Below are 24,264 nucleotides of genomic sequence, written 5' to 3' on the forward strand. Positions count from 1 at the left end.
GATTAAAGGAAGTCGATGATATGAGTATTTATGACCAAGCACAATCACGACAAGCATTGATTGTGTGGATGTATTCGAATAAAAAAGTCAAACAGTTACAAAAGTACGGTTTTGTTTATTATGTATCGCGCAAGATGAAGTATGCAATTGTCTATACTGATATTGAGGAAGCTAACCATATTCAGAAGAATTTGGAGAAGCTTCATTTCGTACGTCGAGTTGATGTGTCACCTAGACAGGCGATGGCGATGGATTATGCAACGGCTTTTGATGCCTATGCGGCAGACTTGATGGCCAAGAAGGATTCGGATGATAAAGATCGTTTGAATGAACGGTATGCTTAATATATAATCAAATATATAGTAAATGAAAGTTTGAAGGGACCTTGGGATTGAATGTGCCCAGGGTCCTTTTTCAATAGTTGGAGGAGAGTCAGGATGGAGTTTGCCCCATTTTTCTATTTGGAACTTAAAGAACATATTTTAGATGTGCCTTATACCTTGGCTAAGCGGCGAATTCGTGTCCTCTTACCCAAGGACTATGAAGCTCATCCGGACAAGCATTATCCCGTGGTTTATATGCATGACGGGCAGAATGTGTTCCATTCTAAGGAAGCTTTTTCGAAACATTCTTGGAAAACAATTCACGCGGTTAAGCGAAATCCAGATTTACCAAGCATGATTATTGTAGGTATTGATAATGGCGAGGAGTTGCGTACCTTAGAATATTTGCCGTGGTCTATAAAGGATGCTTACGATCCACAACTAACCGGAGAAGGCGGAAGAGGAGCAGAGTTCTCTGAATTTGTGATGACCATCGTCAAAAACTTTGTGGACCAGCATTATCGAACGATGTCAGATGCAGCCCATACAGCCATAATAGGCTCGTCTTTTGGGGCAACTATTTCTACTTATTTGGGTGCAGCCTATAAAGACCAAGTCGGCCGGTTGGGTATTTTCTCCTTGACGAATTGGGCAGTAGCACAAGACTTTGACCGCTATATCCAGCGAATTAGCTTGCCAAAAGATCAACGAATTTATATTGAATGTGGTACTGAAGAAGGCGATGAAGTGGATGAGATGATTATTGGTCCATATACTGAACAAGCTTATATTACGGATGCCATTAAATATAGCCAACAGGTGATTCAGGCAGGTGTGGCGCCAGAGAATGTATCCTTGAATATTTTCCATGGGGACGAACATTCAGAAGCGTATTGGTCTAAGCACTTACCAGATTGTCTACGATTTATTACACAGGGCTGGCCATTGTAAACTTTGGTTGAACATCGATAGGGTAGATAGCATAAATTATATGATACCTATCATGATGATGTTCTTACAATGAAAGATTTAGATAGAATCTATAAAATACTGAAATATAAAATGCTTGTTGCATTAAAGCTTGGAGTAAATCAAATAAGCGTTCTAATACGATATATATAATAAAAACGGTGCTGAAGAAAAATCATTTCAGCACCGTTTTTCTCTTTATCAATTTTAAATTGATGATATATTCTAGTTTTTGAGTTAATTGTTTACTAATCTCTTTTTTCAGAATTCAAAAACATGTTTATTAAACATAAAATAGAAAATGCTTTTCCAATTTTTTTCTTTTAATATATTAATAATTATATTATGCACTATATGTATACTGTTATGTTATTTTTTGGAGGAAGAAAGTATGAATTGGAATAAGTTTAGACATGGAGATTTTTTTGAGACAGAAAGAAAATCAAGAGTTAAAATGCATAAAAGTGGTAAAAACTGGGTAAAAACCTGTGTTAGCCGCTTTGGCTTATTGAAGTTATTTTCATCGGTAGAACAAGATACCGAGTTAAAGGATGCAGATACCTTGTTAAAGGATGCAGATACCTTTCAATTAGAGGATAATAAATATAAACGTATGCTCTCGGGGACTATAGGTGCAGGAGCGGTATTTGGGATTGGTACTATCTATACCCCTGTTATGCATGCTGATGAAATTTCACATGAAGTAGAATCTAGTAGGGATATATTAGTAACAGCAGACTCTATGTTATTACAATCATCAGAATCTATTACCTCCATCGAAGAGAACCTGGCCAGCGAAATTAATGAGCAAGAAAATAAAGAAGAATTAACATCTGATGTGCAAAGTGATATTAATGAAACAGTCACTGATAGTGCTTTAGCGACTGAAAGTGAATCAATTAGTATAAGCACTTCAGTAAGTGAAAGTGAATCAATTAGTATAAGCACTTCAGTAAGTGAAAGTGAATCAATTAGTATAAGCACTTCAGTAAGTGAAAGTGAATCAATTAGTACAAGCGCTTCAGTAAGTGAAAGTGAATCAATTAGTACAAGAACTTCAGTAAGTGAAAGTGAATCAATTAGTGCAAGTACTTCAGCAATTGAAAGTGAATCATCGGATGATAACTTATTAGGAGACGTAGCTAATGATGTAAGTAATAGTGAACTGAGTAACAGTAAAAATGAAAGTGAATTAGAGAGAGTTAATAGTGAAAGTACCGAAAATGATCTAACAGTACAAGATGGTGCTATAACTCAAAATGATTTAGAATTAGACGGAGTGAGTGATGAACATTCTGGGCAAATTAATGACGACATAGAAAGTCAAAAAGCCCAAAATGTGAAAGATCAAATCATGTCTGATGAAGAATTTAATGAAATTATTAATTCTGGTGACATTAATCAAGGCAACGTAGATAAGATAATAGAGAAAGTAATAGCAAACACTGATAACTATAAAGAAGATAATGTTGTTGTCATAAAGGATTTGAACTACTCTAAAGAAGAGTTGCGTCAATTAGATAAGGCTATTGAAGAAGTTATGGTTACAGAATTAGGTAGTGGAGATTTAAGTAATATCCAGACCATGATGGCTACAACCAATGATAGTTTTATATCTCGCCTTTCTACACTTGCAGCTCTTGTTACAGACACTAGCAATACGAATCGGAGTTATACTAACGTTGAAGATTTTCTAAGATATGGAAATTGGGAAATTATAAGAAATTATAGTGAAGGTTATCCAGGACTACATATAGATGGCGTTAATCCAGGACTACTACAAGCGCCATCAAAGTATGATTTTACATCAGATTTTGATATTTCTTTTGATATTGCAAATGCAGATATAGGGACAACTCAAGCTCCTGGTGGATGGCAATTTATGTTTTACCAAGGGGATCCTGAAGGCATTATACAAAATGGAGGTATCATAGGAGACAAAGGGATGCCAGGTGTTTCTGGGTTCAAATTAGACACTAATAGGTCTCCTATGTCAAATATTGATTCAAATGCTACAACCTTAAAAGGTGATGCTTCTAAAAGAGGATATGCAGTCGCTGTTAAAAATGATGCATCGGGAACAACTAGTATGATTGGCGCTAAAAATTCCGGAACAATTTTTGACTACGCTACAAATTCTTTTAGTGGATTTAGGGGACAGGGATGGAATACTGTAACTATATCTTTCGATTCTGCTAGCAACGTTTTAACAATGAACTATGGAAAAGTTACGAAGACAGCTACGTTGACAGAATTGGGTATTACAAAAGGGCAATTGTATAACTTTGGAATTGGACAGGAGCCTGCACCAAATGGTGCTCGGAGCACGCATTACATTAAAAATGCACAACCAGATAGAAATCCAAATTCTGAGTCAGCATCTGAATCAGCATCAGTAAGTGCATCTGAATCATCATCAACAAGTGCGTCTGAATCTGCATCAGTAAGTGCTTCGGCATCAACAAGTGCGTCTGAGTCAGGATCAGTAAGTGCATCTGAATCAGCATCAGTAAGTGCTTCAGATTCAGCTTCAGCATCAACAAGTGCGTCTGGATCAGCATCAGTAAGCGCATCTGAGTCAGCATCAACAAGTGCGTCTGAGTCAGCATCAGTAAGTGCATCTGAGTCAGGATCAGTAAGTGCATCTGAGTCAGCGTCTGAATCAGCATCAGTAAGTGCATCTGAGTCAGCATCAACAAGCGCATCTGAATCAGCATCAACAAGCGCGTCTGAGTCAGGATCAGTAAGTGCATCTGAATCAGCATCAACAAGTGCGTCTGAATCAGCATCAGTAAGTGCTTCAGATTCAGCTTCAGCATCAGTAAGCGCATCTGAGTCAGCATCAGTAAGTGCATCTGAGTCTGCGTCTGAATCAGCATCAGTAAGTGCTTCTGAGTCAGCGTCAGTAAGTGCATCTGAATCTGCATCTGAGTCAGGATCAGTAAGCGCATCTGAGTCAGCATCAACAAGCGCATCTGAGTCAGCATCAGTAAGCGCATCTGAATCAGCATCAACAAGCGCATCTGAGTCAGGATCAGTAAGTGCATCTGAGTCTGCGTCTGAATCTGCATCAGTAAGTGCTTCAGCATCAACAAGCGCATCTGAGTCAGCGTCAGTAAGTGCATCTGAGTCAGCATCAACAAGTGCATCTGAATCAGCATCAACAAGTGCATCTGAATCTGCATCTGAATCAGCATCAACAAGTGCATCTGAGTCAGCATCAACAAGCGCATCTGAATCAACATCAGTAAGTGCTTCAGATTCAGCTTCAGCATCAACAAGCGCATCTGAGTCAGCATCAACAAGTGCATCTGAGTCAGCATCAACAAGCGCATCTGAGTCAGGATCAGTAAGTGCATCTGAGTCTGCGTCTGAATCTGCATCAGTAAGTGCTTCAGCATCAACAAGCGCATCTGAGTCAGCATCAACAAGCGCATCTGAATCAGCATCAACAAGCGCATCTGAGTCAGCATCAGTAAGCGCATCTGAATCAGCATCAACAAGTGCATCTGAATCTGCATCTGAATCAGCATCAACAAGTGCATCTGAGTCAGCATCAACAAGCGCATCTGAATCAACATCAGTAAGTGCTTCAGATTCAGCTTCAGCATCAACAAGCGCATCTGAGTCAGGATCAGTAAGTGCATCTGAGTCTGCGTCTGAATCTGCATCAGTAAGTGCTTCAGATTCAGCTTCAGCATCAACAAGTGCGTCTGAATCAGCATCAGTAAGTGCATCTGAGTCAGCGTCAGTAAGCGCATCTGAATCTGCTTCAGTAAGTGCTTCAGATTCAGCTTCAGCATCAACAAGTGCGTCTGAATCAGCATCAGTAAGCGCATCTGAGTCAGCATCAACAAGTGCGTCTGAGTCAGCATCAGTAAGTGCATCTGAGTCAGCGTCTGAATCAGCATCAGTAAGTGCATCTGAATCAGCATCAACAAGTGCGTCTGAATCAGCATCAGTAAGCGCATCTGAGTCAGCATCAACAAGTGCGTCTGAGTCAGCATCAGTAAGTGCATCTGAGTCAGCGTCTGAATCAGCATCAGTAAGCTCATCTGAATCTGCTTCAGTAAGTGCTTCAGATTCAGCTTCAGCATCAACAAGTGCGTCTGAGTCAGCATCAGTAAGTGCATCTGAATCAGCATCAGTAAGCGCATCTGAGTCAGCATCAACAAGCGCATCTGAGTCAGCGTCAGTAAGTGCATCTGAATCTGCATCTGAATCAGCATCAACAAGCGCGTCTGAGTCAGCATCAGTAAGTGCATCTGAGTCAGCGTCTGAATCAGCATCAGTAAGTGCATCTGAATCAGCATCAGTAAGCGCATCTGAGTCAGCATCAACAAGTGCGTCTGAGTCAGGATCAGTAAGTGCATCTGAGTCAGCGTCAGTAAGTGCATCTGAGTCAGCGTCAGTAAGTGCATCTGAATCTGCATCTGAATCAGCATCAACAAGCGCGTCTGAGTCAGGATCAGTAAGTGCATCTGAGTCAGCGTCAGTAAGCTCATCTGAATCTGCTTCAGTAAGTGCTTCAGATTCAGCTTCAGCATCAACAAGTGCGTCTGAGTCAGCATCAGTAAGTGCATCTGAGTCAGCGTCAGTAAGCTCATCTGAATCTGCTTCAGTAAGTGCTTCAGATTCAGCTTCAGCATCAACAAGTGCGTCTGAGTCAGCATCAGTAAGTGCATCTGAGTCAGCGTCAGTAAGCTCATCTGAATCTGCTTCAGTAAGTGCTTCAGATTCAGCTTCAGCATCAACAAGTGCGTCTGAGTCAGCATCAACAAGTGTATCTGAATCTGCTTCAGTAAGTGCTTCAGATTCAGCTTCAGCATCAGTAAGCGCATCTGAATCAGCATCAGTAAGTGCATCTGAATCTGCATCTGAGTCAGCATCAGTAAGTGCATCTGAATCTGCTTCAGTAAGTGCTTCAGATTCAGCTTCAGCATCAACAAGTGCGTCTGAGTCAGCATCAGTAAGTGCATCTGAGTCAGCATCAGTAAGTGCATCTGAGTCTGCGTCTGAGTCAGGATCAGTAAGTGCATCTGAGTCAGCGTCAGTAAGCTCATCTGAATCAGCATCAACAAGTGCATCTGAGTCAGCATCAACAAGCGCATCTGAGTCAGCATCAACAAGTGCATCTGAGTCAGCGTCAGTAAGTGCATCTGAGTCAGGATCAGTAAGTGCTTCAGATTCAGCTTCAGCATCAACAAGTGCGTCTGAGTCAGCATCAGTAAGTGCATCTGAATCAGCATCAACAAGTGCGTCTGAATCAGCATCAGTAAGCGCATCTGAGTCAGCATCAACAAGTGCGTCTGAGTCAGCATCAGTAAGTGCATCTGAGTCAGCGTCTGAATCAGCATCAGTAAGCTCATCTGAATCTGCTTCAGTAAGTGCTTCAGATTCAGCTTCAGCATCAACAAGTGCGTCTGAGTCAGCATCAGTAAGTGCATCTGAATCAGCATCAGTAAGCGCATCTGAGTCAGCATCAACAAGCGCATCTGAGTCAGCGTCAGTAAGTGCATCTGAATCTGCATCTGAATCAGCATCAACAAGCGCGTCTGAGTCAGGATCAGTAAGTGCATCTGAGTCAGCGTCAGTAAGCTCATCTGAATCTGCTTCAGTAAGTGCTTCAGATTCAGCTTCAGCATCAACAAGTGCGTCTGAATCAGCATCAGTAAGCGCATCTGAGTCAGCATCAACAAGTGCGTCTGAGTCAGGATCAGTAAGTGCATCTGAGTCAGCGTCAGTAAGTGCATCTGAGTCAGCGTCAGTAAGTGCATCTGAATCTGCATCTGAATCAGCATCAACAAGCGCGTCTGAGTCAGGATCAGTAAGTGCATCTGAGTCAGCGTCAGTAAGCTCATCTGAATCTGCTTCAGTAAGTGCTTCAGATTCAGCTTCAGCATCAACAAGTGCGTCTGAGTCAGCATCAGTAAGTGCATCTGAGTCAGCGTCAGTAAGCTCATCTGAATCTGCTTCAGTAAGTGCTTCAGATTCAGCTTCAGCATCAACAAGTGCGTCTGAGTCAGCATCAGTAAGTGCATCTGAGTCAGCGTCAGTAAGCTCATCTGAATCTGCTTCAGTAAGTGCTTCAGATTCAGCTTCAGCATCAACAAGTGCGTCTGAGTCAGCATCAACAAGTGTATCTGAATCTGCTTCAGTAAGTGCTTCAGATTCAGCTTCAGCATCAGTAAGCGCATCTGAATCAGCATCAGTAAGTGCATCTGAATCTGCTTCAGTAAGTGCTTCAGATTCAGCTTCAGCATCAACAAGTGCGTCTGAGTCAGCATCAGTAAGTGCATCTGAGTCTGCGTCTGAGTCAGGATCAGTAAGTGCATCTGAGTCAGCATCAGTAAGTGCATCTGAGTCTGCGTCTGAGTCAGGATCAGTAAGTGCATCTGAGTCAGCGTCAGTAAGCTCATCTGAATCTGCTTCAGTAAGTGCTTCAGATTCAGCTTCAGCATCAACAAGTGCGTCTGAGTCAGCATCAACAAGTGCGTCTGAGTCAGCATCAGTAAGTGCATCTGAATCAGCATCAACAAGTGCATCTGAGTCAGCATCAACAAGTGCATCTGAGTCAGCGTCAGTAAGTGCATCTGAGTCAGGATCAGTAAGTGCATCTGAGTCAGCGTCAGCAAGCTCATCTGAATCTGCATCTGAGTCAGCATCAACAAGTGTATCTGAATCAGCATCAGTAAGTGCATCTGAGTCAGCATCAGTAAGCGCATCTGAATCTGCTTCAGTAAGTGCTTCAGATTCAGCTTCAGCATCAACAAGTGCGTCTGAGTCAGCATCAGTAAGTGCATCTGAGTCAGCATCAACAAGCGCATCTGAGTCAGCGTCAGCAAGCTCATCTGAATCTGCATCAGAGTCAGCATCAACAAGTGTATCTGAATCTGCTTCAGTAAGTGCTTCAGATTCAGCTTCAGCATCAACAAGTGCGTCTGAGTCAGCATCAGTAAGTGCGTCTGAGTCAGCATCAGTAAGTGCGTCTGAGTCAGGATCAGTAAGTGCATCTGAGTCAGCGTCAGTAAGCTCATCTGAATCTGCTTCAGTAAGTGCTTCAGATTCAGCTTCAGCATCAACAAGTGCGTCTGAGTCAGCATCAGTAAGTGCATCTGAGTCAGCGTCTGAATCAGCATCAACAAGTGCATCTGAGTCAGCGTCAGCAAGCTCATCTGAATCTGCATCTGAGTCAGCATCAACAAGTGTATCTGAATCAGCATCAGTAAGTGCATCTGAGTCAGCATCAGTAAGCGCATCTGAATCTGCTTCAGTAAGTGCTTCAGATTCAGCTTCAGCATCAACAAGTGCGTCTGAGTCAGCATCAGTAAGTGCATCTGAGTCAGCATCAACAAGTGCATCTGAATCTGCATCTGAATCAGCATCAACAAGTGCATCTGAGTCAGCATCAACAAGCGCATCTGAATCAACATCAGTAAGTGCTTCAGATTCAGCTTCAGCATCAACAAGTGCATCTGAGTCAGCGTCTGAATCAGCATCAGTAAGTGCATCTGAATCAGCATCAACAAGTGCATCTGAGTCAGCATCAACAAGCGCATCTGAGTCAGCATCAACAAGTGCATCTGAGTCAGCGTCAGTAAGTGCATCTGAGTCAGGATCAGTAAGTGCTTCAGATTCAGCTTCAGCATCAACAAGTGCGTCTGAGTCAGCATCAGTAAGTGCATCTGAGTCAGCGTCTGAATCAGCATCAGTAAGTGCATCTGAATCAGCATCAACAAGTGCATCTGAGTCAGCATCAACAAGCGCATCTGAGTCAGCATCAACAAGTGCATCTGAGTCAGCGTCAGTAAGTGCATCTGAGTCAGGATCAGTAAGTGCTTCAGATTCAGCTTCAGCATCAACAAGTGCGTCTGAGTCAGCATCAGTAAGTGCATCTGAGTCAGCGTCAGTAAGTGCATCTGAGTCAGGATCAGTAAGTGCTTCAGATTCAGCTTCAGCATCAACAAGTGCGTCTGAGTCAGGATCAGTAAGTGCATCTGAGTCAGCATCAGTAAGTGCATCTGAGTCAGCGTCAGTAAGCTCATCTGAATCTGCTTCAGTAAGTGCTTCAGATTCAGCTTCAGCATCAACAAGTGCGTCTGAGTCAGCATCAGTAAGTGCATCTGAATCAGCATCAGTAAGCGCATCTGAGTCAGCATCAACAAGCGCATCTGAGTCAGCGTCAGTAAGTGCATCTGAATCTGCATCTGAATCAGCATCAACAAGCGCGTCTGAGTCAGGATCAGTAAGTGCATCTGAGTCAGCGTCAGTAAGCTCATCTGAATCTGCTTCAGTAAGTGCTTCAGATTCAGCTTCAGCATCAACAAGTGCGTCTGAATCAGCATCAGTAAGCGCATCTGAGTCAGCATCAACAAGTGCGTCTGAGTCAGGATCAGTAAGTGCATCTGAGTCAGCGTCAGTAAGTGCATCTGAGTCAGCGTCAGTAAGTGCATCTGAATCTGCATCTGAATCAGCATCAACAAGCGCGTCTGAGTCAGGATCAGTAAGTGCATCTGAGTCAGCGTCAGTAAGCTCATCTGAATCTGCTTCAGTAAGTGCTTCAGATTCAGCTTCAGCATCAACAAGTGCGTCTGAGTCAGCATCAGTAAGTGCATCTGAGTCAGCGTCTGAATCAGCATCAACAAGTGCATCTGAGTCTGCATCTGAGTCAGCATCAACAAGCGCATCTGAATCAGCATCAGTAAGTGCTTCAGATTCAGCTTCAGCATCAACAAGTTCGTCTGAATCAGCATCAGTAAGCGCATCTGAGTCAGCATCTGAATCTGCATCAGTAAGTGCTTCAGCATCAGTAAGCGCATCTGAGTCAGCATCAACAAGCGCATCTGAGTCAGCATCAGTAAGCGCATCTGAATCAGCATCAACAAGCGCATCTGAGTCAGGATCAGTAAGTGCATCTGAGTCTGCGTCTGAATCTGCATCAGTAAGTGCTTCAGCATCAACAAGCGCATCTGAGTCAGCATCAGTAAGTGCATCTGAGTCTGCGTATGAATCTGCATCAGTAAGTGCTTCAGCATCAGTAAGCGCATCTGAGTCAGCATCAACAAGCGCATCTGAATCAGCATCAACAAGCGCATCTGAGTCAGCATCAGTAAGCGCATCTGAATCTGCATCTGAGTCAACATCAGTAAGTGCATCTGAATCTGCATCAGTAAGTGCGTCTGAGTTGCCATCGACAAGCACATCAGTGAGTGAGTCTGAGTCAATTTCTGAAGCCCCTTCAGAATCATTGTCTACGTCTGAATTAACTTCAATGAGTGCATCCGAATCACTTGAAGAAGCGATTGAATCTGAAATCCATCGTGCAGAAAATGAAGCTGATGACTTACTTGATACGAGTGGAATGTTACCGAATACTGGATCAATGTTTAATAGTTTTTCAAATATTGGTGCATTATTAACAGCACTCGGATTGGGTGGTTTATTTACTAAAAAGAAAAAAGATGAAAAATAAATTATTACCGTGAAGTTTTTTAGTTTCAAATATTGAAAATGATAAAAACTGCTTGAGTATATTAAAAGTGCTAGAGAATATTTAAAGATAGTCTCTAGCACTTTTTTACTGTGATGAATTATCATTTTGGCTCTTTGTCAAATAGGACTGATGACTTCAAAAAAAGTCATTGGTTCTACATTTTTTTACAAAAAAAGAGGAATCTCCATTATCATAAAGTTAACCACAACCATAGAATAGGAGATTCCCGAACGTTGCAATTGAAAGATGAAAATATAATCTTCGAAGATAAAATTGAAGAAGTGACAGTTAAGAATATAAAGTCACTGATCTATTTCGGCAAGTTAGATGTAAATCCTCAGTATTGTCCAGCCTGCGGCTGTGTAAAAGAAGGGCATAATGTCGTTAAAAATGGCGCTAAAACATCAAGAATTACACTGACAAAAGTTTCTGGCCTTCCTGCTTATCTATTACTACGGAAACAACGTTATTACTGCAAAGTATGCGCAAGTTATTTTACGGAAAAATCAAATATTGTGGGTGAAAACTGCTTCATTTCAAAGCGTGTAAAGCGCATGGTTATGGACTTAGCAACAAAATCATTGACACTAAAACATGCAGTATTTCCGATCATACTGTACAGCGCGTGATTGACGGCGTTGGTGATAAGCTTAAACCTAGCATATTTGATCCGTTGCCTGAACATATTGCTTTTGATGAATTCAAAGGCGTGAAGAATACCGAAGAAAATATGAGCTTTATTTTTATCGATGACATAAGCTCACAGATTGTAGATATATTCAGTGATCGAAGAAAAGTACATTTACGTGATTATTTCCTTGCTTATCCATGAAGACAAGACAACGTATTAAAATTGTGATGATGGACATGTATACGCCATATATGGACGTTGTTCAAGAGCTTTTTCCTAATGCAAAAATTATTATTGATCGTTTCCACTTAGTGCAAGCCTTCAATCGAGAATTAAATAAATTGAGTGTAGCCGTGATGAACGAGTTCAGAAATCCAAATCATAGACTTTACAATAAATATAAGAACTACTGGCGGCTATTATTGATACCATGAGAAAGCCTAGAGACATGGCATTATCAATCCTTCAAGCTATTTGCTTGGCTCACAAATACCGGTGGTATTGTCGAATATTTATTAGATAAGAATCCGATGTTGAAAGCATCCTATAACATTGTACACAACTTACGGGAAGCACGTCAGGAGAACGATTCTGAAGGATTTCTAACCCAGCTTGCACATGCGAAGCTATCTATAATCCCTAATGGACTTAAACGAGTATTACGCACGTTTATAAAACTACAGCGCTTTATTGGCAATACTTTCAAATATAAGGATTTAACGAACGGACGTATTGGAGGTCTAAACAATAAAATTAAAGTACTCAAACGTATTGCTTACGGCTATCGAAACTTTCAAAACTTTAGAACAAGAATATTACTGACAAACAAGCTCTACTTAAATGAACTACCTATTGCGCAAGCAGCCTAAGGGCTGCTTGGATATAGAAAGTAAATATTAAGCACAATGAATAATGGAAATAAATGATAAATAAAAAACCAAGCAATCAAATGATTACTTGGAAAAGTTATCATCAGTCCTATTTGACGAAGAGCCAATATAAATTACTTGAGTAAAATAATAAAGGTGATTTCATTTCAAAGTATTTCAAACGAGAAAATGACATTCGATTTCGAATAATTTCCTGTAAAATATACAATGAGTTATTTTCTTTTTAATAATTAAAGAAAGTAAAGGGTGAGCAAATATTCTATAGAGGAAGTTTTTAATGAATAATAAAAGACACACAATCAATCAAAGTATGCTAAGTACTCGAATAACTTTTACTTTAATCATTTTAACCATCTTTATTATAGGAAGGAATATTCCATTACCTTTAGTAGATGTAGAACAGTCAGTAAATAATTCTCAATTTTTTGAAACAATTAGTATGGCTACAGGAGGAGATATAGCCAATCTTTCTATTTTTCTTTTAGGTATTGGTCCATACATGTCTATGATGATTTTATGGCGTTTTATCACTCTAGGTGATTTCATTGACGAGCGTAAAATGCCAAGTAGGATAGTAGATAGATGGAAAAATATACTTACACTGATTATTGCTATTATTCAAAGTCTTGGTATTTTATCAAATGTGCAATTTAATCAACAAATAAGTTTTTTAAATAATTATTGGTTAGTCTTAATGGTTACTTGTTTATTTTCAGTTTCAGGTACTTTTTTTCTTATATGGCTAGGTAATAAAAATGCATTATTTGGATTCGGTAATACAACAATTATTATTTTAGCGGGTATTATTCTTAAATGGGTTGATTTTATAAAAGAACTATTTTATATAGATAGTACAATGTTTTCTGAAGTGCAACTACGGTTTCTACTATTTTTGGGTTGTTGGATAGTTTTTATATTTATTACCTCAATACTTGTTGAATTGTCTGAACAACGCGTTCCTTTACACCGTATAACACTTAGCGGTCAGTTTGCAAATGACTCTTATTTACCTATAAAGCTTAATCCTGCTGGGGGATTGCCCATTATGTATGCCTTGACAGTAATGAGCTTACCGCAATATTTATTTCAAGCTCTCACGCTTATCATTCCCAATAATAAAGTATTACAATATTTAATTTTACACCTACAGATGAGTGATCCATTGGGTGTAATTACTTATGCTTGTTTGATCTTTGGATTAGGTATAGGTTTTGCTTTCGTCAATATTAGTCCTAGAGATCTAGCTGAGAATTTTCAAAAATCTGGAGATTATATTGCTAATGTACCTAGTGGAAAACCTACTTACGATTATCTAACAAAAAAGGTGGGTAGAATGGCGTTTGTCGGCGCAACTTGGCTGACTATAGCAACGACCGTACCTTGGATTATTGGATTATTAGAACCTTCGTTAAGTGAAGTAAGTACCTTGGTTGCTAATGTTGTTATTTTAGTATCAATAGTGGTTACAATTATTCAAGAGATTCAAACTGTGTATATAAGAGAGCAATATGCGTCAATCTTGTAGAAAGGAGTATGAGATGTATTACTTTATACCAGCATGGTATCAAGAAAAATTATCGCTAGCTTGGCAATATCTTTCTAAAGAAATTGAATTTGATGATACTGTGAATCAAAGTAGAATGTTTGCTGCTCAATCATTGTCAACTGAGTTATTAGTATTAAATTATCTACCAAACTTAAGAACCTTTTTAAATCGACAACAATTATTAAATATTTCATGTTGGTCTCTTTTTGATCAGTTACAAGGGATTGAACAAGATAAATTGAGTAACATACAACCTTTTAATTATAAGGAATTAAATTGGCCTAAGGATATTCAATTTATCACTACACCATACGTTGTTGTAGCGATGAGCGCTAATGCCATGTATGCAAAAATTTACTTTAATGAAGCAGGGAATGTGTTATGGATTGATCATTTTGAAGAAAGCCTTATTCATAATAGATATGTTATTGACGATAGGGGGTTTATATCTAGTATCCAATTATATGAACAAGGTGAACACATATCTACTACTTTCCTAAATTTATTAGGTGAAAAACAATTTATATATTTTGTAGAAGAGGGTACTTTTGAAATATCTGAAAATGCTAAGATACAAGCCAAATTAAAACAACGATTTTTTACTTCTAAAACCTCACTCATTGAAGCAGTTTTGAAAATAAAAATCAAAGAATTTACAGCAGAAGACGTAGTCGTCATAGCTGCTAGTAAAGAACATAATCGATACTTTTTAGATAATGAAATACCAGGAAAAAAAGTTATGTCATTTTTTTCTGAAAGAAATAATGATGATGCTTATATAGATTATGAGAATATTAAAAGTGTTGATTTTTTTGTTGCCGATTCTGACAATATTTTAAAAAATGTAGTCCCATTAACTGATCAAGTACCTACTGCTATTATTTCGCCATATGATAGTCGATTGAATTTAGGTGTTAGTCAAGAAGTTAAAGAATTAAATATATGGGTAAATATCGATAACATTCAAAAGGACTTAATATATAAAATTGGAGAATTGATGTTCAAAGAAATTCAACGTAATAAAAATATTCGAGTGATATTTGCTAGCTATAACGAACAGAATGACCAAAATTCTGAGATAGTACAATTTATGAAAAATTTAAATAATAGATTCATCAGCGAAGAATCGTTTAATGAAAAGATAAATGCACTGAATATTGAAATAGAAGATGAAGAATATTTTGTGTTCAGACAAGTAAGAGAAGAGTTGACAGTCATTTCCTCATTTTCTACTGTTAGATTAGTAATTGATCTAAGTGAAAACCCACATCTTTATACTCAAATTGCGAGCATTAGTGCAGGAATCCCTCAAATCAACCAAAGAGAAACAACGTATGTAAAACATGCAGAAAATGGTTATATTATTCAGTCTATTGAAGACCTACCACTAGCCATTCATTATTATCTGGATACGTTGAAAAATTGGAATCGTTCTTTGGTTTTTGCGATAGAAAAGATTGCAGAAAACAATAGTGAACAACTAGTGAAAAAATGGGCAAAATACTTGGAGATTGAATAGATGGAGAAAAAGCTACATATTTTACAAATTGGTAGAGAGCGTTGGGAATCACGGAATGAAGATGGTTTAATTTGGTATTATATCGATGCTTGTGATGATGTGGATGCGCAACAAGAGAAGCTTTATGCTGTTTTAAACGCAAATGAAGATAATGAAGAAGAGGATCACCAGGAAAAATTAGCATCATTTGATACCGTTATAATTTCTGAATTGAGCACAAACTTTGATTTTTCTTATCTTCAGCAATATATAGAACCCTACACCATTTTAGTAAATCAGGAACTTTCTGATACTTTCATTGATCATTTCCCTATATTTAAATATTTATTCGTGCATTACATTGATATGCAGGATATTACAAGTGTAATTGCTACAGTAAAAAAAGATTTTTTTATCGGACAAAATGGTACGAAATTGCATGTGAAAAATACTGTGGTAAACCATGTCGATAATTTTAATATTTACTACAATGGTAATAACTATGTTGAAATTAGTGAAATTAATCAAAGTGACTACGTTCAATTGCTTTATTGGAACTACAACATAGGATTAGGAAGTGATGCAACTACTGATTTATGGTTAGAGTATGATGCTGATAATCAAATAGATTTGAGATTAGTTTTGCATTTTATTGACTCAGCAGGCGAAGTAACACGTCGTACTTTTACACAAATAGAAATGGAACATTATATCAATGTGAATGTTGAAAAGTTTACCTATTTAGCAGTATCTATTGAGGTAAAAGGACAAGGTATTGTTAAAGTTGGTCCGCTTCATTATCGGAAATCTCGCGAACAATATGGTGAAATGTTGTTAGGTGGGCAAGTTGGTCGGGATAGCCAGCGAAAAGAATTCTTTTATTACTTTAATCCAGGAGACCTACAACCGCCATTAAATGTTTATTTCTCTGGCTATCGAACTGCGGAAGGTTTTGAAGGCTATTGGATGATGAAGAATTTAGGTAAACCATTCCTATTAATTAGTGACCCACGTTTGGAAGGTGGGCGTTTCTATATAGGTTCAGTAGAATATGAGCAAAAAATTGAGAATGTCATTCAAACTTATTTAGATTTGTTATCATTCTCTACTAAACAATTGGTTGTTTCTGGTTTATCAATGGGTACTTACGGTGCTATTTATTATGGCGCTAGATTAGAAGCTCGTGCAATCGTAGTGGGTAAGCCATTAATTAATTTAGGTGATATTGCAAGAAACGTACCTTTACACCGACCAGAAGCCTTTGAAACTTCATTAGATTTGGTCAATGAATTTATTGACCAAGGGGAAGATCGTTACGAAAAGTTAAACAATAAAATTGTACCATATTTAGAAAAAGCGAAATTTCCAGAAGATAGCACCATTGCCATAGCTTATATGATGCAGGATGATTACGACAGCCAGGCATATTTTGATTTATTAAACTATCTCAGCGAAAAAGACATCAACATTATTAGTAAAGGATTAGTAGGTCGACATAATGACAATAGTCCTGGTATCAACCAATGGTTTTTCGCACAATTGAAAAGGTTAAATACAAGTATTGGATAAATGGGAGGTGAATTATGTCTAACTGGAAACCAATCAATATTATTAAGTGGGGACAATTAAGACAAGAAGATTTTTTATATGGTAGCCAAATTCGCTATAGCACCGACTCAGAATTACTGTATTGGGAAAATACTTTAATGCCTTCTGGAAAGGTTATTCACGAATGGTCCTCACGGGTTCATTATCAAGAAACACGCGAACCAATTCAATTACCGACTTTGGTACCAGGTAATCACTATGCTTTACAAGCTGTAGTTTCAAATAATGTTGAAGGAAAGTTAAAGATCAAGATAGCATTTTATAACTATCATCATAATCTAATTCAAGAAATATTTTTTGATTTGAATCAAATTGAATTTTCTATACCATCTCAATGTTTATTTTATAAGGTTACGCTCATTAATGCTGGACTGGATAATTTTATATTTAGAGAATTAGTTCTTTATGAAGAAGATAAGAAAATTCAGACGCTAGTCAATGCAAAGTTATGGCGAAATACCCTTCAACATATTGATTTAAATAAAGATGTTTTAAATATACAGATAACTGGTAGAGAGCCTGTTACAGGCAGAGTGATAACTGAGATTGAAGATAGTAGATTTTCGGACCAAGCTATTTCTCTATTAACAACCGCTATTAAGTATCGTGAAACATGTATTACAAAAGAAATCAAAGAGATTGTGAAAGAATTTCCATCATTGGAACTAGTAAATTTATTATTCGTTGAAAAGAAAAATATAAATATCTGGCAAATTGTGAAGGATTTAAAAGAAGAAGGAATAACACCAAACCTATATTCTCTAACAAATGGACAAGCAGATAGAGATGATTTGATGTTACCTCTCTATAAACGTACTTATATGCCTTTGGATATAGGTAAAGGTTGTTAGGATAAAACAGTGTGAAGGTAGGTGAAAAAATGCGATTAAATCAACCCGTTCATAGGAAGTATGTCGCTATTTTAAAGCAAATTAATCACTTGGCTAAAGAGATGGCAGACTTAAGTGATGGTGAATTACAAGCTAAGACAGCACAATTTAAAGAGCGACTAGTGGCAGGAGAAAGCTTAGATGATTTATTGCCTGAAGCTTTTGCAGTTGTACGAGAAGCTGATAAGAGAGTTTTAGGTTACTATCCCTATGATGTACAGGTACTCGGTGGAATCGTTCTCCATAAAGGAGAAATCGCCGAAATGAAAACAGGAGAAGGGAAAACCTTAACAGCAACTCTTCCCTTGTATCTAAATGCTTTAAATGGTGCTGGAGCTATGATTGTGACGACGAATGATTACTTGAGTAAACGTGATTATGAAGAAATGAGTCCTGTTTTTCAATGGTTAGGTTTATCTGTTTCAAATGCTATAGAAGATTCTGGTAAAGACAATAAATTGACCGCCTTAGAAAAAAAGGCGATTTATGATGCAGATATTATTTATACGACGCATGCGGGCTATGGGTTTGATTATTTATTTGAAAACTTGGCAGCTAGTAAAGATGACCAATATCTAAGAAATATAGATTATGTCATTATAGATGAGATAGATGAAGTGTTATTGGATGGCGCGCAAACACCTCTAGTTATTTCAGGAATGCCACGTGTGCAATCAAATTTATATGTTATCACCGACCAGTTTATTCGGACATTAGATGAATATATTGACTATCAATTTGATGAAGATAGGGACAATGTTTGGCTAACTAAAAAAGGCATAATAGCTTGTGAAAGATATTTTAAAATAGATAATTTATTTGACCCCAAAAATATAGAGCTAAACCGTCATGTATTCTTAGCCTTAAGAGCTAATTTTTTATATGAAAAAAATCGTAACTATATTGTTTCTAAAGGGGAAGTAAAGTTATTAAATGATCAAACCGGACGTATAATGGAAGGTACAAAATTACAGTCTGGGTACCACCAAGCGCTTGAAGCTAAAGAAGAGGTTGAATTAACAGCTAACCAACGAGCTATGGCTTCTATTACTTATCAAAATCTATTTAAAAGATTTCCAAAAATTGCTGGAATGAGTGGTACTGCAAAAGTTGCGGAAGCAGAATTTCAAGAAACCTATGGGTTAAATGTGACCGTTGTGCCAACTAATAAACCGGTAGCAAGAATTGATGAACCTGATCAATTCTTTATGACTTTGGAAGAAAAGGTAACTGCTGTAATCGATTTAGTAAATAGTGTTCATGCTACTGGCCAGCCAATTCTATTAGCTACAGGTTCAGTTGGTATGTCTAAACTGTATTCAGATATTTTATTAAGTATTGGCATTCCACATAATGTATTAAATGCTTATAACTTACCCAAGGAAGCAATGATTATCAAGGAAGCTGGACAGCTGGGTGCAGTGACTATCGGGACTTCAATCGCCGGTAGAGGAACTGATATTAAGTTAGGAAATAAAGTTGCCGAAATTGGCGGCTTATATGTTATTGGGACAGAACGGATGGAAAGTAAAAGAATAGATTTACAACTGAGAGGACGTTCTGGGAGACAGGGGGATCCAGGAAAAAGTAAATTTTTTGGCTCATTAGAAGACCAATTAATTACTAAATGGAGTGATCAACAGTTAAATATTGATAGGTATAACCAAGGTAATCGCCCTTTGAGTCAAAAGAAAATGATAAGAATTTTTGATTTAGCCCAGGATGCAAGTGACTCAGCCGGAAGATCTAACAGACATATGTCTATGGAATTTGATGAGAGTTTACGTATACAAAGAGAAATTATTTATCAGGACCGAAGCCAAATTATCAACGGAGATAAGAAATTATCCTTTGAAATGATCCGGACTAAAGTTGATGAAGCTTTTGATATTTTTCTGAGAAATAACCATCCTTTAACAAAAAAAAGATTAAAACGGTATATATTTGACCATCTATCCTATCAACTACCACAGGAAATTAACCAAATAGATTTGATGAATTTAGATGAAGTGAAACAACTGTTGCATCAAATTTTCGCAGATCAATTACATACTAAGCAGTTGGAAATTACGGATCCAGATTTACTAGCGGTCTTTTTACAGAAAGCGGTCTTAAAATCAATAGATGAAGGTTGGATAGAGCAAGTGGATTACATGGAACAATATAAGAAGATTGTAACCAGTCGCCAAGTAGCCCAAAGAAATGTTATGACAGAATATGAAAAAGAAGCAACTTGTGCTTTTAAAAAAATGAAAGAGAATATATATACTAACATGGTAAAATATTTAGCCTTATCTTATTTTGAAAGAAATCAGAAAGGTGAATGGATAATACAATTCTCATAGGAGAGATTAGATGACAATTTATAACATTAACAAAGGTTTAGGTTGGGCAAGTAGTGGTGTTGAATATGCACAAGCTTACCGTGCAAAATTACTAAATCGTGCTAAAATACCTGCAAAATTTATTTTTACGGATATGTTTACCGGAGAGAACATCCAACATCTATCTGAGAATATCGGCTTTCAAGATGATGAAGTTATTTGGCTTTATCAATATTTTTCAGATATCCCGATTGCAGCCACAACCTATACAATTAATGATTTCAAACAAACTATACGTCAACCTATTATTAATGAAGAACGTAATGGAAAAATATATCGGTGGTATTTTTCTGGGGAACAAAATTATTGTACAGGTTATCTCTCTAATGAAGAAGACGACTTTCTACAAAGGGTAGAATTTGTTCAAAATGGTATTTTAACAAGAAAAGACTATTATTCATTTACAAGAGTATTTTCTGAGTATTACCTACCACATGAGAAAAAAGCAACTGTATATCAACGCAGATTTTTTAACCAAGATGGTACGACGGCGTTAGAAGAAATTATTGATGAATCAGGGTCGATTTTCTTAACCCACAATCAAATTTTTGATAGTAAAGAAAAATTCATCGGCTATTTTATTCGTCAACTAAATCTTACTGCCAATGATATTATCATCATAGACCGGGCAACGAATATTGCACAAGCGATTCTTGAAAATAAAGGCACTGCAAAGGTTGGGACAGTTGTGCATGCAGAGCATTTTAGTGAATCAAGCTCCACGGATAAACACTTATTGTGGAATAACTATTATGAGTATCAATTCACTAATCGTCAAGCTATGGACTTTTTCATTACAGCAACCGAAACACAAAAAAATCTCTTAAACACACATTTTGCACGAGACAACAAGCCGATGTCTAAGATCTTTACTATTCCAGTAGGTGCTTTAGGAGAATTAGTGAAGCCGACTGATCATCGTAGCCCATACGCAATCTTAACGGCCTCTAGATTAGCTGAAGAAAAACATATTGATTGGTTAATTAAAGCAGTTGCAAAAGCAAAAGAAACACTACCACAATTAACATTTGATATTTATGGTGAAGGGGGTAGCAAGCAAAAACTGCTAAAATTAATTGAAGAATTAGATGCTTCAGATTACATTCAATTGAAAGGACATGCTGACTTAAAATATATATATAAGCAGTATGAATTGTATTTGAGTGCTTCAACAAGTGAAGGCTTTGGGCTCACCCTTATGGAGGCTGTGGGTTCTGGATTACCAATAATAGGTTTCGATGTTCGCTATGGGAATATTACTTTCATCAACGATGGAGAAAATGGCTATCTTTTACCATTTGATGATATTTTTAATAATGAAAAACACATTCAACATTTATCAGATGCATTGGTGCGGTTTTACCAAAAGGATATTCAACAAATGCAACAAGTATCTTATGCTTTAGCAGAAAAATTTTTAGAAGATCAAGTACAAGAAAAGTGGGAAAACCTAGTAAAGGAGCTTTTAGATGATTAATTTATTAAATGATTATAGTTCACAAAGTAAAGATTTTCACCAATCATTAATAAAAGCAGGCTTTTCCTATCCTACCTTTGTTTGCCAAGATGATGGTTTTTTGCCTGATGATGTACAAAGTATTTATCAACTCTGGCTAGATAATCCGTTAGATGGTGAACCACTTTATTTTAATGAACTTGCAGTACCAGAGTTTTGGGAAATATCAGCGACAAATCAGTTAGGTGAAATTGTAGACTATCATAAAAAAAGAGGACAGATTCATTTTGCAAAAATAAGTGAAGATAGGGTTATAGGACGTGTAGAATGGCTTGATGAGCAAGGAAATATACGGTGGATAGATGGTTATAATAAACAAGGCATACGTTATAAACAGACAGTTTTAACAAGGGATCAACGTATGGTGACGACTACTTATTTCGATAATAAAGGTCGTGAAAAAATTATTTATAACCATCACACCAAGACCTATATCTTAATGGAGGAATATGGACTACAATTATTCCAAACAGAAATAGATTTTATCATTTATACGCTACAATCGCACAACGTAGACCTTTCAAATATCATCTATAATACATTAGCATTGCCTTTCTTAGTTGTGTTACATAGTAAGGAAACTAAAGAAAGTACCCTAATTTGGCAAGAAGATACGAGAGATGAAATACCTGGTAATATGCAGCTTATTTTAAATGGTTCTACGAGTACCAAACAGATTGTTGTGACAGATAAATTATACGCTGATCATCTTAAGGCACTTGTTTCAAGTGACAGTGATATTCCTATCTATGATTTGGGATACATTTATACATTTAAAAAGAATGATCACCTGATAAATGAAGCAATCATTGCGACAAATTCGGATCAAATTTTACATTTAGAAGAGATAGTTCAAAGACTACCTCAGTTAAAAATCCATGTAGTAGCCCTAACAGAGATGTCCACCAAATTAACCAACTTGAATCGTTATGAAAATGTTCAATTATATCCCAACGCTAGCATGCAGAAAATCAGAAATTTATATGAAAAAGTAGGTTGGCTCTTAGATTTAAATTATGGTAATGAAATAGTGAATGCAGTTCGATCTGCTTTTGATTATCAAATGGTTATAGTGAGTTTTGATGAAACAACGCATAATCAAAAGTTCATGTATCCGAATCTTATATTCCAACGTATGCAACTTGATGAAATGGTTCAATTATTAAAAATGAGTATTGAGAATCCTGAGATTCATAGTAAGTTGCTTGTTAGTCAAAAACTAGCAGCGAATTCAGTATCAAAAAGAGATTATGTTAAAATATTTAGAGAGATTGAGGGATATTTTGATGTCTAATAAAAGTAAAGACCTATTTCAAACAAGAATTGGTCAGCAAATGAAAGCTGAACGTGATAGAAATCATAAATCAAATAAAAAGAAACCAAAGAATACCATTGGGACATTAATGTCTATCATAATTGGTGGATCGGTGATTTTCGGACTACTTAGAATTCTTGTGATGTTATTTTAGAGGAGGTAGACATGCGCGCACATATTACAAATTTATACGGCCAATCAAGTGATTCGACTGCAATGATATCGCAAAATATGACGGCTCAAATAGCTAGAGAGTTGGGTGTTAATGAGCTAGGCATTTATAACTATCCCATAACTGTGGACAGTCCTAGTGAACTATCAACACGTCTAGATGGCATTATTGCTTCCGTCTCTGCAGAAGATATTGTTATTCTACAACTGCCCACATGGAACTCGTTAGCATTTGAACAAGCCTTAGTAAATAAATTAAAAAATTATTGGCATATAAAAATTGCTATTTATTTGCACGATGTGATTCCTTTACAGTTTAAATCTAATTATTATTTAATGAACGATTATATTGAACTTTTTAATCAAGTTGATTGTTTGATTGTACCGTCAGAAAATATGAAAAATCGTCTTATTGAAGAAGGATTAACTGTTCAAAATATCATTATTCAACATATGTGGGATCATCCAATAGCATATGATTTAGCCAAAACAACTTTTAAACAAGAAATTCATTTTGCTGGAAATGCAGAAAAATTTGATTTTGTAAAAGATTGGTCTGGAGAGACGCCACTTAAGGTATATTCAAATCCTGTAGAGGAAAACTTGAATGAAAAAGTAACTTATTTAGGATGGTATTCAGATACTAAGTTAGTTCACCATTTGTCTGAAGGAGGGTTTGGGTTAGTTTGGACAGAAAATCCCGATATTCAGGAATATTTTGCTTTGTGTAACTCATATAAATTGGGTACCTATTTAGCAGCAGGGATTCCTGTTATCGTTTCAAGAAATTTATCCAATGCGCAATTAATCAAAGACCATCAATTAGGTTTTATCGTTGATTCACTAGAGGAAGCAGATACAATAGTTGCGAAAATTGATAAGGAAGAATATGAAATGATCAAAGAAAATGTAGCAAATTTTGCCTTTTTACTTAGAACAGGACAATTCACAAAGAAACTTTTAACTGATACAATCCACCAAATCATTTTAAAAAAATAGTAAAAGAAGAGGTTGAAACCCTACCGTTAAA

Annotated in this window: 11 protein-coding genes and 3 pseudogenes; all 14 read left to right on the plus strand. The window is 37.1% G+C overall.

Annotation, left to right across the window (positions count from 1 at the left end; translation table 11 throughout):
* The first annotated feature begins 20 nt into the window (after positions 1-20).
* Positions 21-344: a YlbG family protein gene (locus A6J77_RS06435; protein ID WP_083069217.1), complete on the plus strand. Its 324-nt coding sequence runs from the start codon at positions 21-23 to the stop codon at positions 342-344.
* 93 nt (positions 345-437) lie between these two features.
* Positions 438-1,274 carry an alpha/beta hydrolase gene (locus tag A6J77_RS06440; protein WP_083069218.1) on the plus strand — a complete coding sequence of 279 codons (837 nt, stop codon included), beginning with the start codon at positions 438-440 and terminating at the stop codon, positions 1,272-1,274.
* A 409-nt stretch (positions 1,275-1,683) separates the two neighbouring features.
* Positions 1,684-1,815, plus strand: a pseudogene (locus tag A6J77_RS09520) (KxYKxGKxW signal peptide domain-containing protein); the annotation flags it as partial.
* Between the two features lie 1,845 nt (positions 1,816-3,660).
* Positions 3,661-10,764, plus strand: a pseudogene (locus A6J77_RS09560) (LPXTG cell wall anchor domain-containing protein); the annotation flags it as partial.
* 254 nt (positions 10,765-11,018) lie between these two features.
* On the plus strand, positions 11,019-11,414 hold the full coding sequence (locus A6J77_RS06450) for a transposase family protein (protein ID WP_193756646.1): 396 nt from the start codon (positions 11,019-11,021) through the stop codon (positions 11,412-11,414).
* A 199-nt stretch (positions 11,415-11,613) separates the two neighbouring features.
* Positions 11,614-12,285 (plus strand): annotated as a pseudogene (locus A6J77_RS09565) (transposase).
* Between the two features lie 298 nt (positions 12,286-12,583).
* Complete coding sequence (gene secY2, locus A6J77_RS06465; RefSeq protein WP_083069225.1) at positions 12,584-13,831, plus strand: accessory Sec system protein translocase subunit SecY2; 1,248 nt, start codon at positions 12,584-12,586, stop codon at positions 13,829-13,831.
* Positions 13,832-13,844: 13 nt separating this feature from the next.
* Complete coding sequence (gene asp1 / locus A6J77_RS06470; RefSeq protein WP_193756647.1) at positions 13,845-15,371, plus strand: accessory Sec system protein Asp1; 1,527 nt, start codon at positions 13,845-13,847, stop codon at positions 15,369-15,371.
* Positions 15,372-16,919, plus strand: coding sequence for an accessory Sec system protein Asp2 (asp2, locus tag A6J77_RS06475; RefSeq protein WP_083069231.1), 1,548 nt, complete (start codon positions 15,372-15,374; stop codon positions 16,917-16,919). It begins immediately after the preceding gene.
* Positions 16,920-16,933: 14 nt separating this feature from the next.
* A complete protein-coding gene (gene asp3 / locus A6J77_RS06480; RefSeq protein ID WP_083069233.1) occupies positions 16,934-17,809 on the plus strand; it encodes an accessory Sec system protein Asp3 in 876 nt (291 codons plus the stop codon).
* A 29-nt stretch (positions 17,810-17,838) separates the two neighbouring features.
* Entirely contained in the window at positions 17,839-20,193 is a 2,355-nt protein-coding gene (gene secA2, locus A6J77_RS06485) for an accessory Sec system translocase SecA2 (protein ID WP_083070268.1), read from the plus strand.
* Positions 20,194-20,203: 10 nt separating this feature from the next.
* A complete protein-coding gene (gene gtfA / locus A6J77_RS06490; RefSeq protein ID WP_083069235.1) occupies positions 20,204-21,709 on the plus strand; it encodes an accessory Sec system glycosyltransferase GtfA in 1,506 nt (501 codons plus the stop codon).
* Entirely contained in the window at positions 21,702-23,042 is a 1,341-nt protein-coding gene (gene gtfB, locus A6J77_RS06495; RefSeq protein ID WP_083069237.1) for an accessory Sec system glycosylation chaperone GtfB, read from the plus strand. The genes gtfA and gtfB overlap by 8 nt, the downstream gene beginning before the upstream one ends.
* Positions 23,043-23,228: 186 nt before the next feature.
* Entirely contained in the window at positions 23,229-24,233 is a 1,005-nt protein-coding gene (locus tag A6J77_RS06505) for a sugar transferase (protein ID WP_083069241.1), read from the plus strand.
* The last annotated feature ends 31 nt before the right edge of the window (positions 24,234-24,264 follow it).

Source organism: Aerococcus viridans (assembly GCF_002083135.2).
In the GTDB taxonomy this organism is placed as follows: Bacteria; Bacillota; Bacilli; order Lactobacillales; family Aerococcaceae; genus Aerococcus; species Aerococcus viridans_C.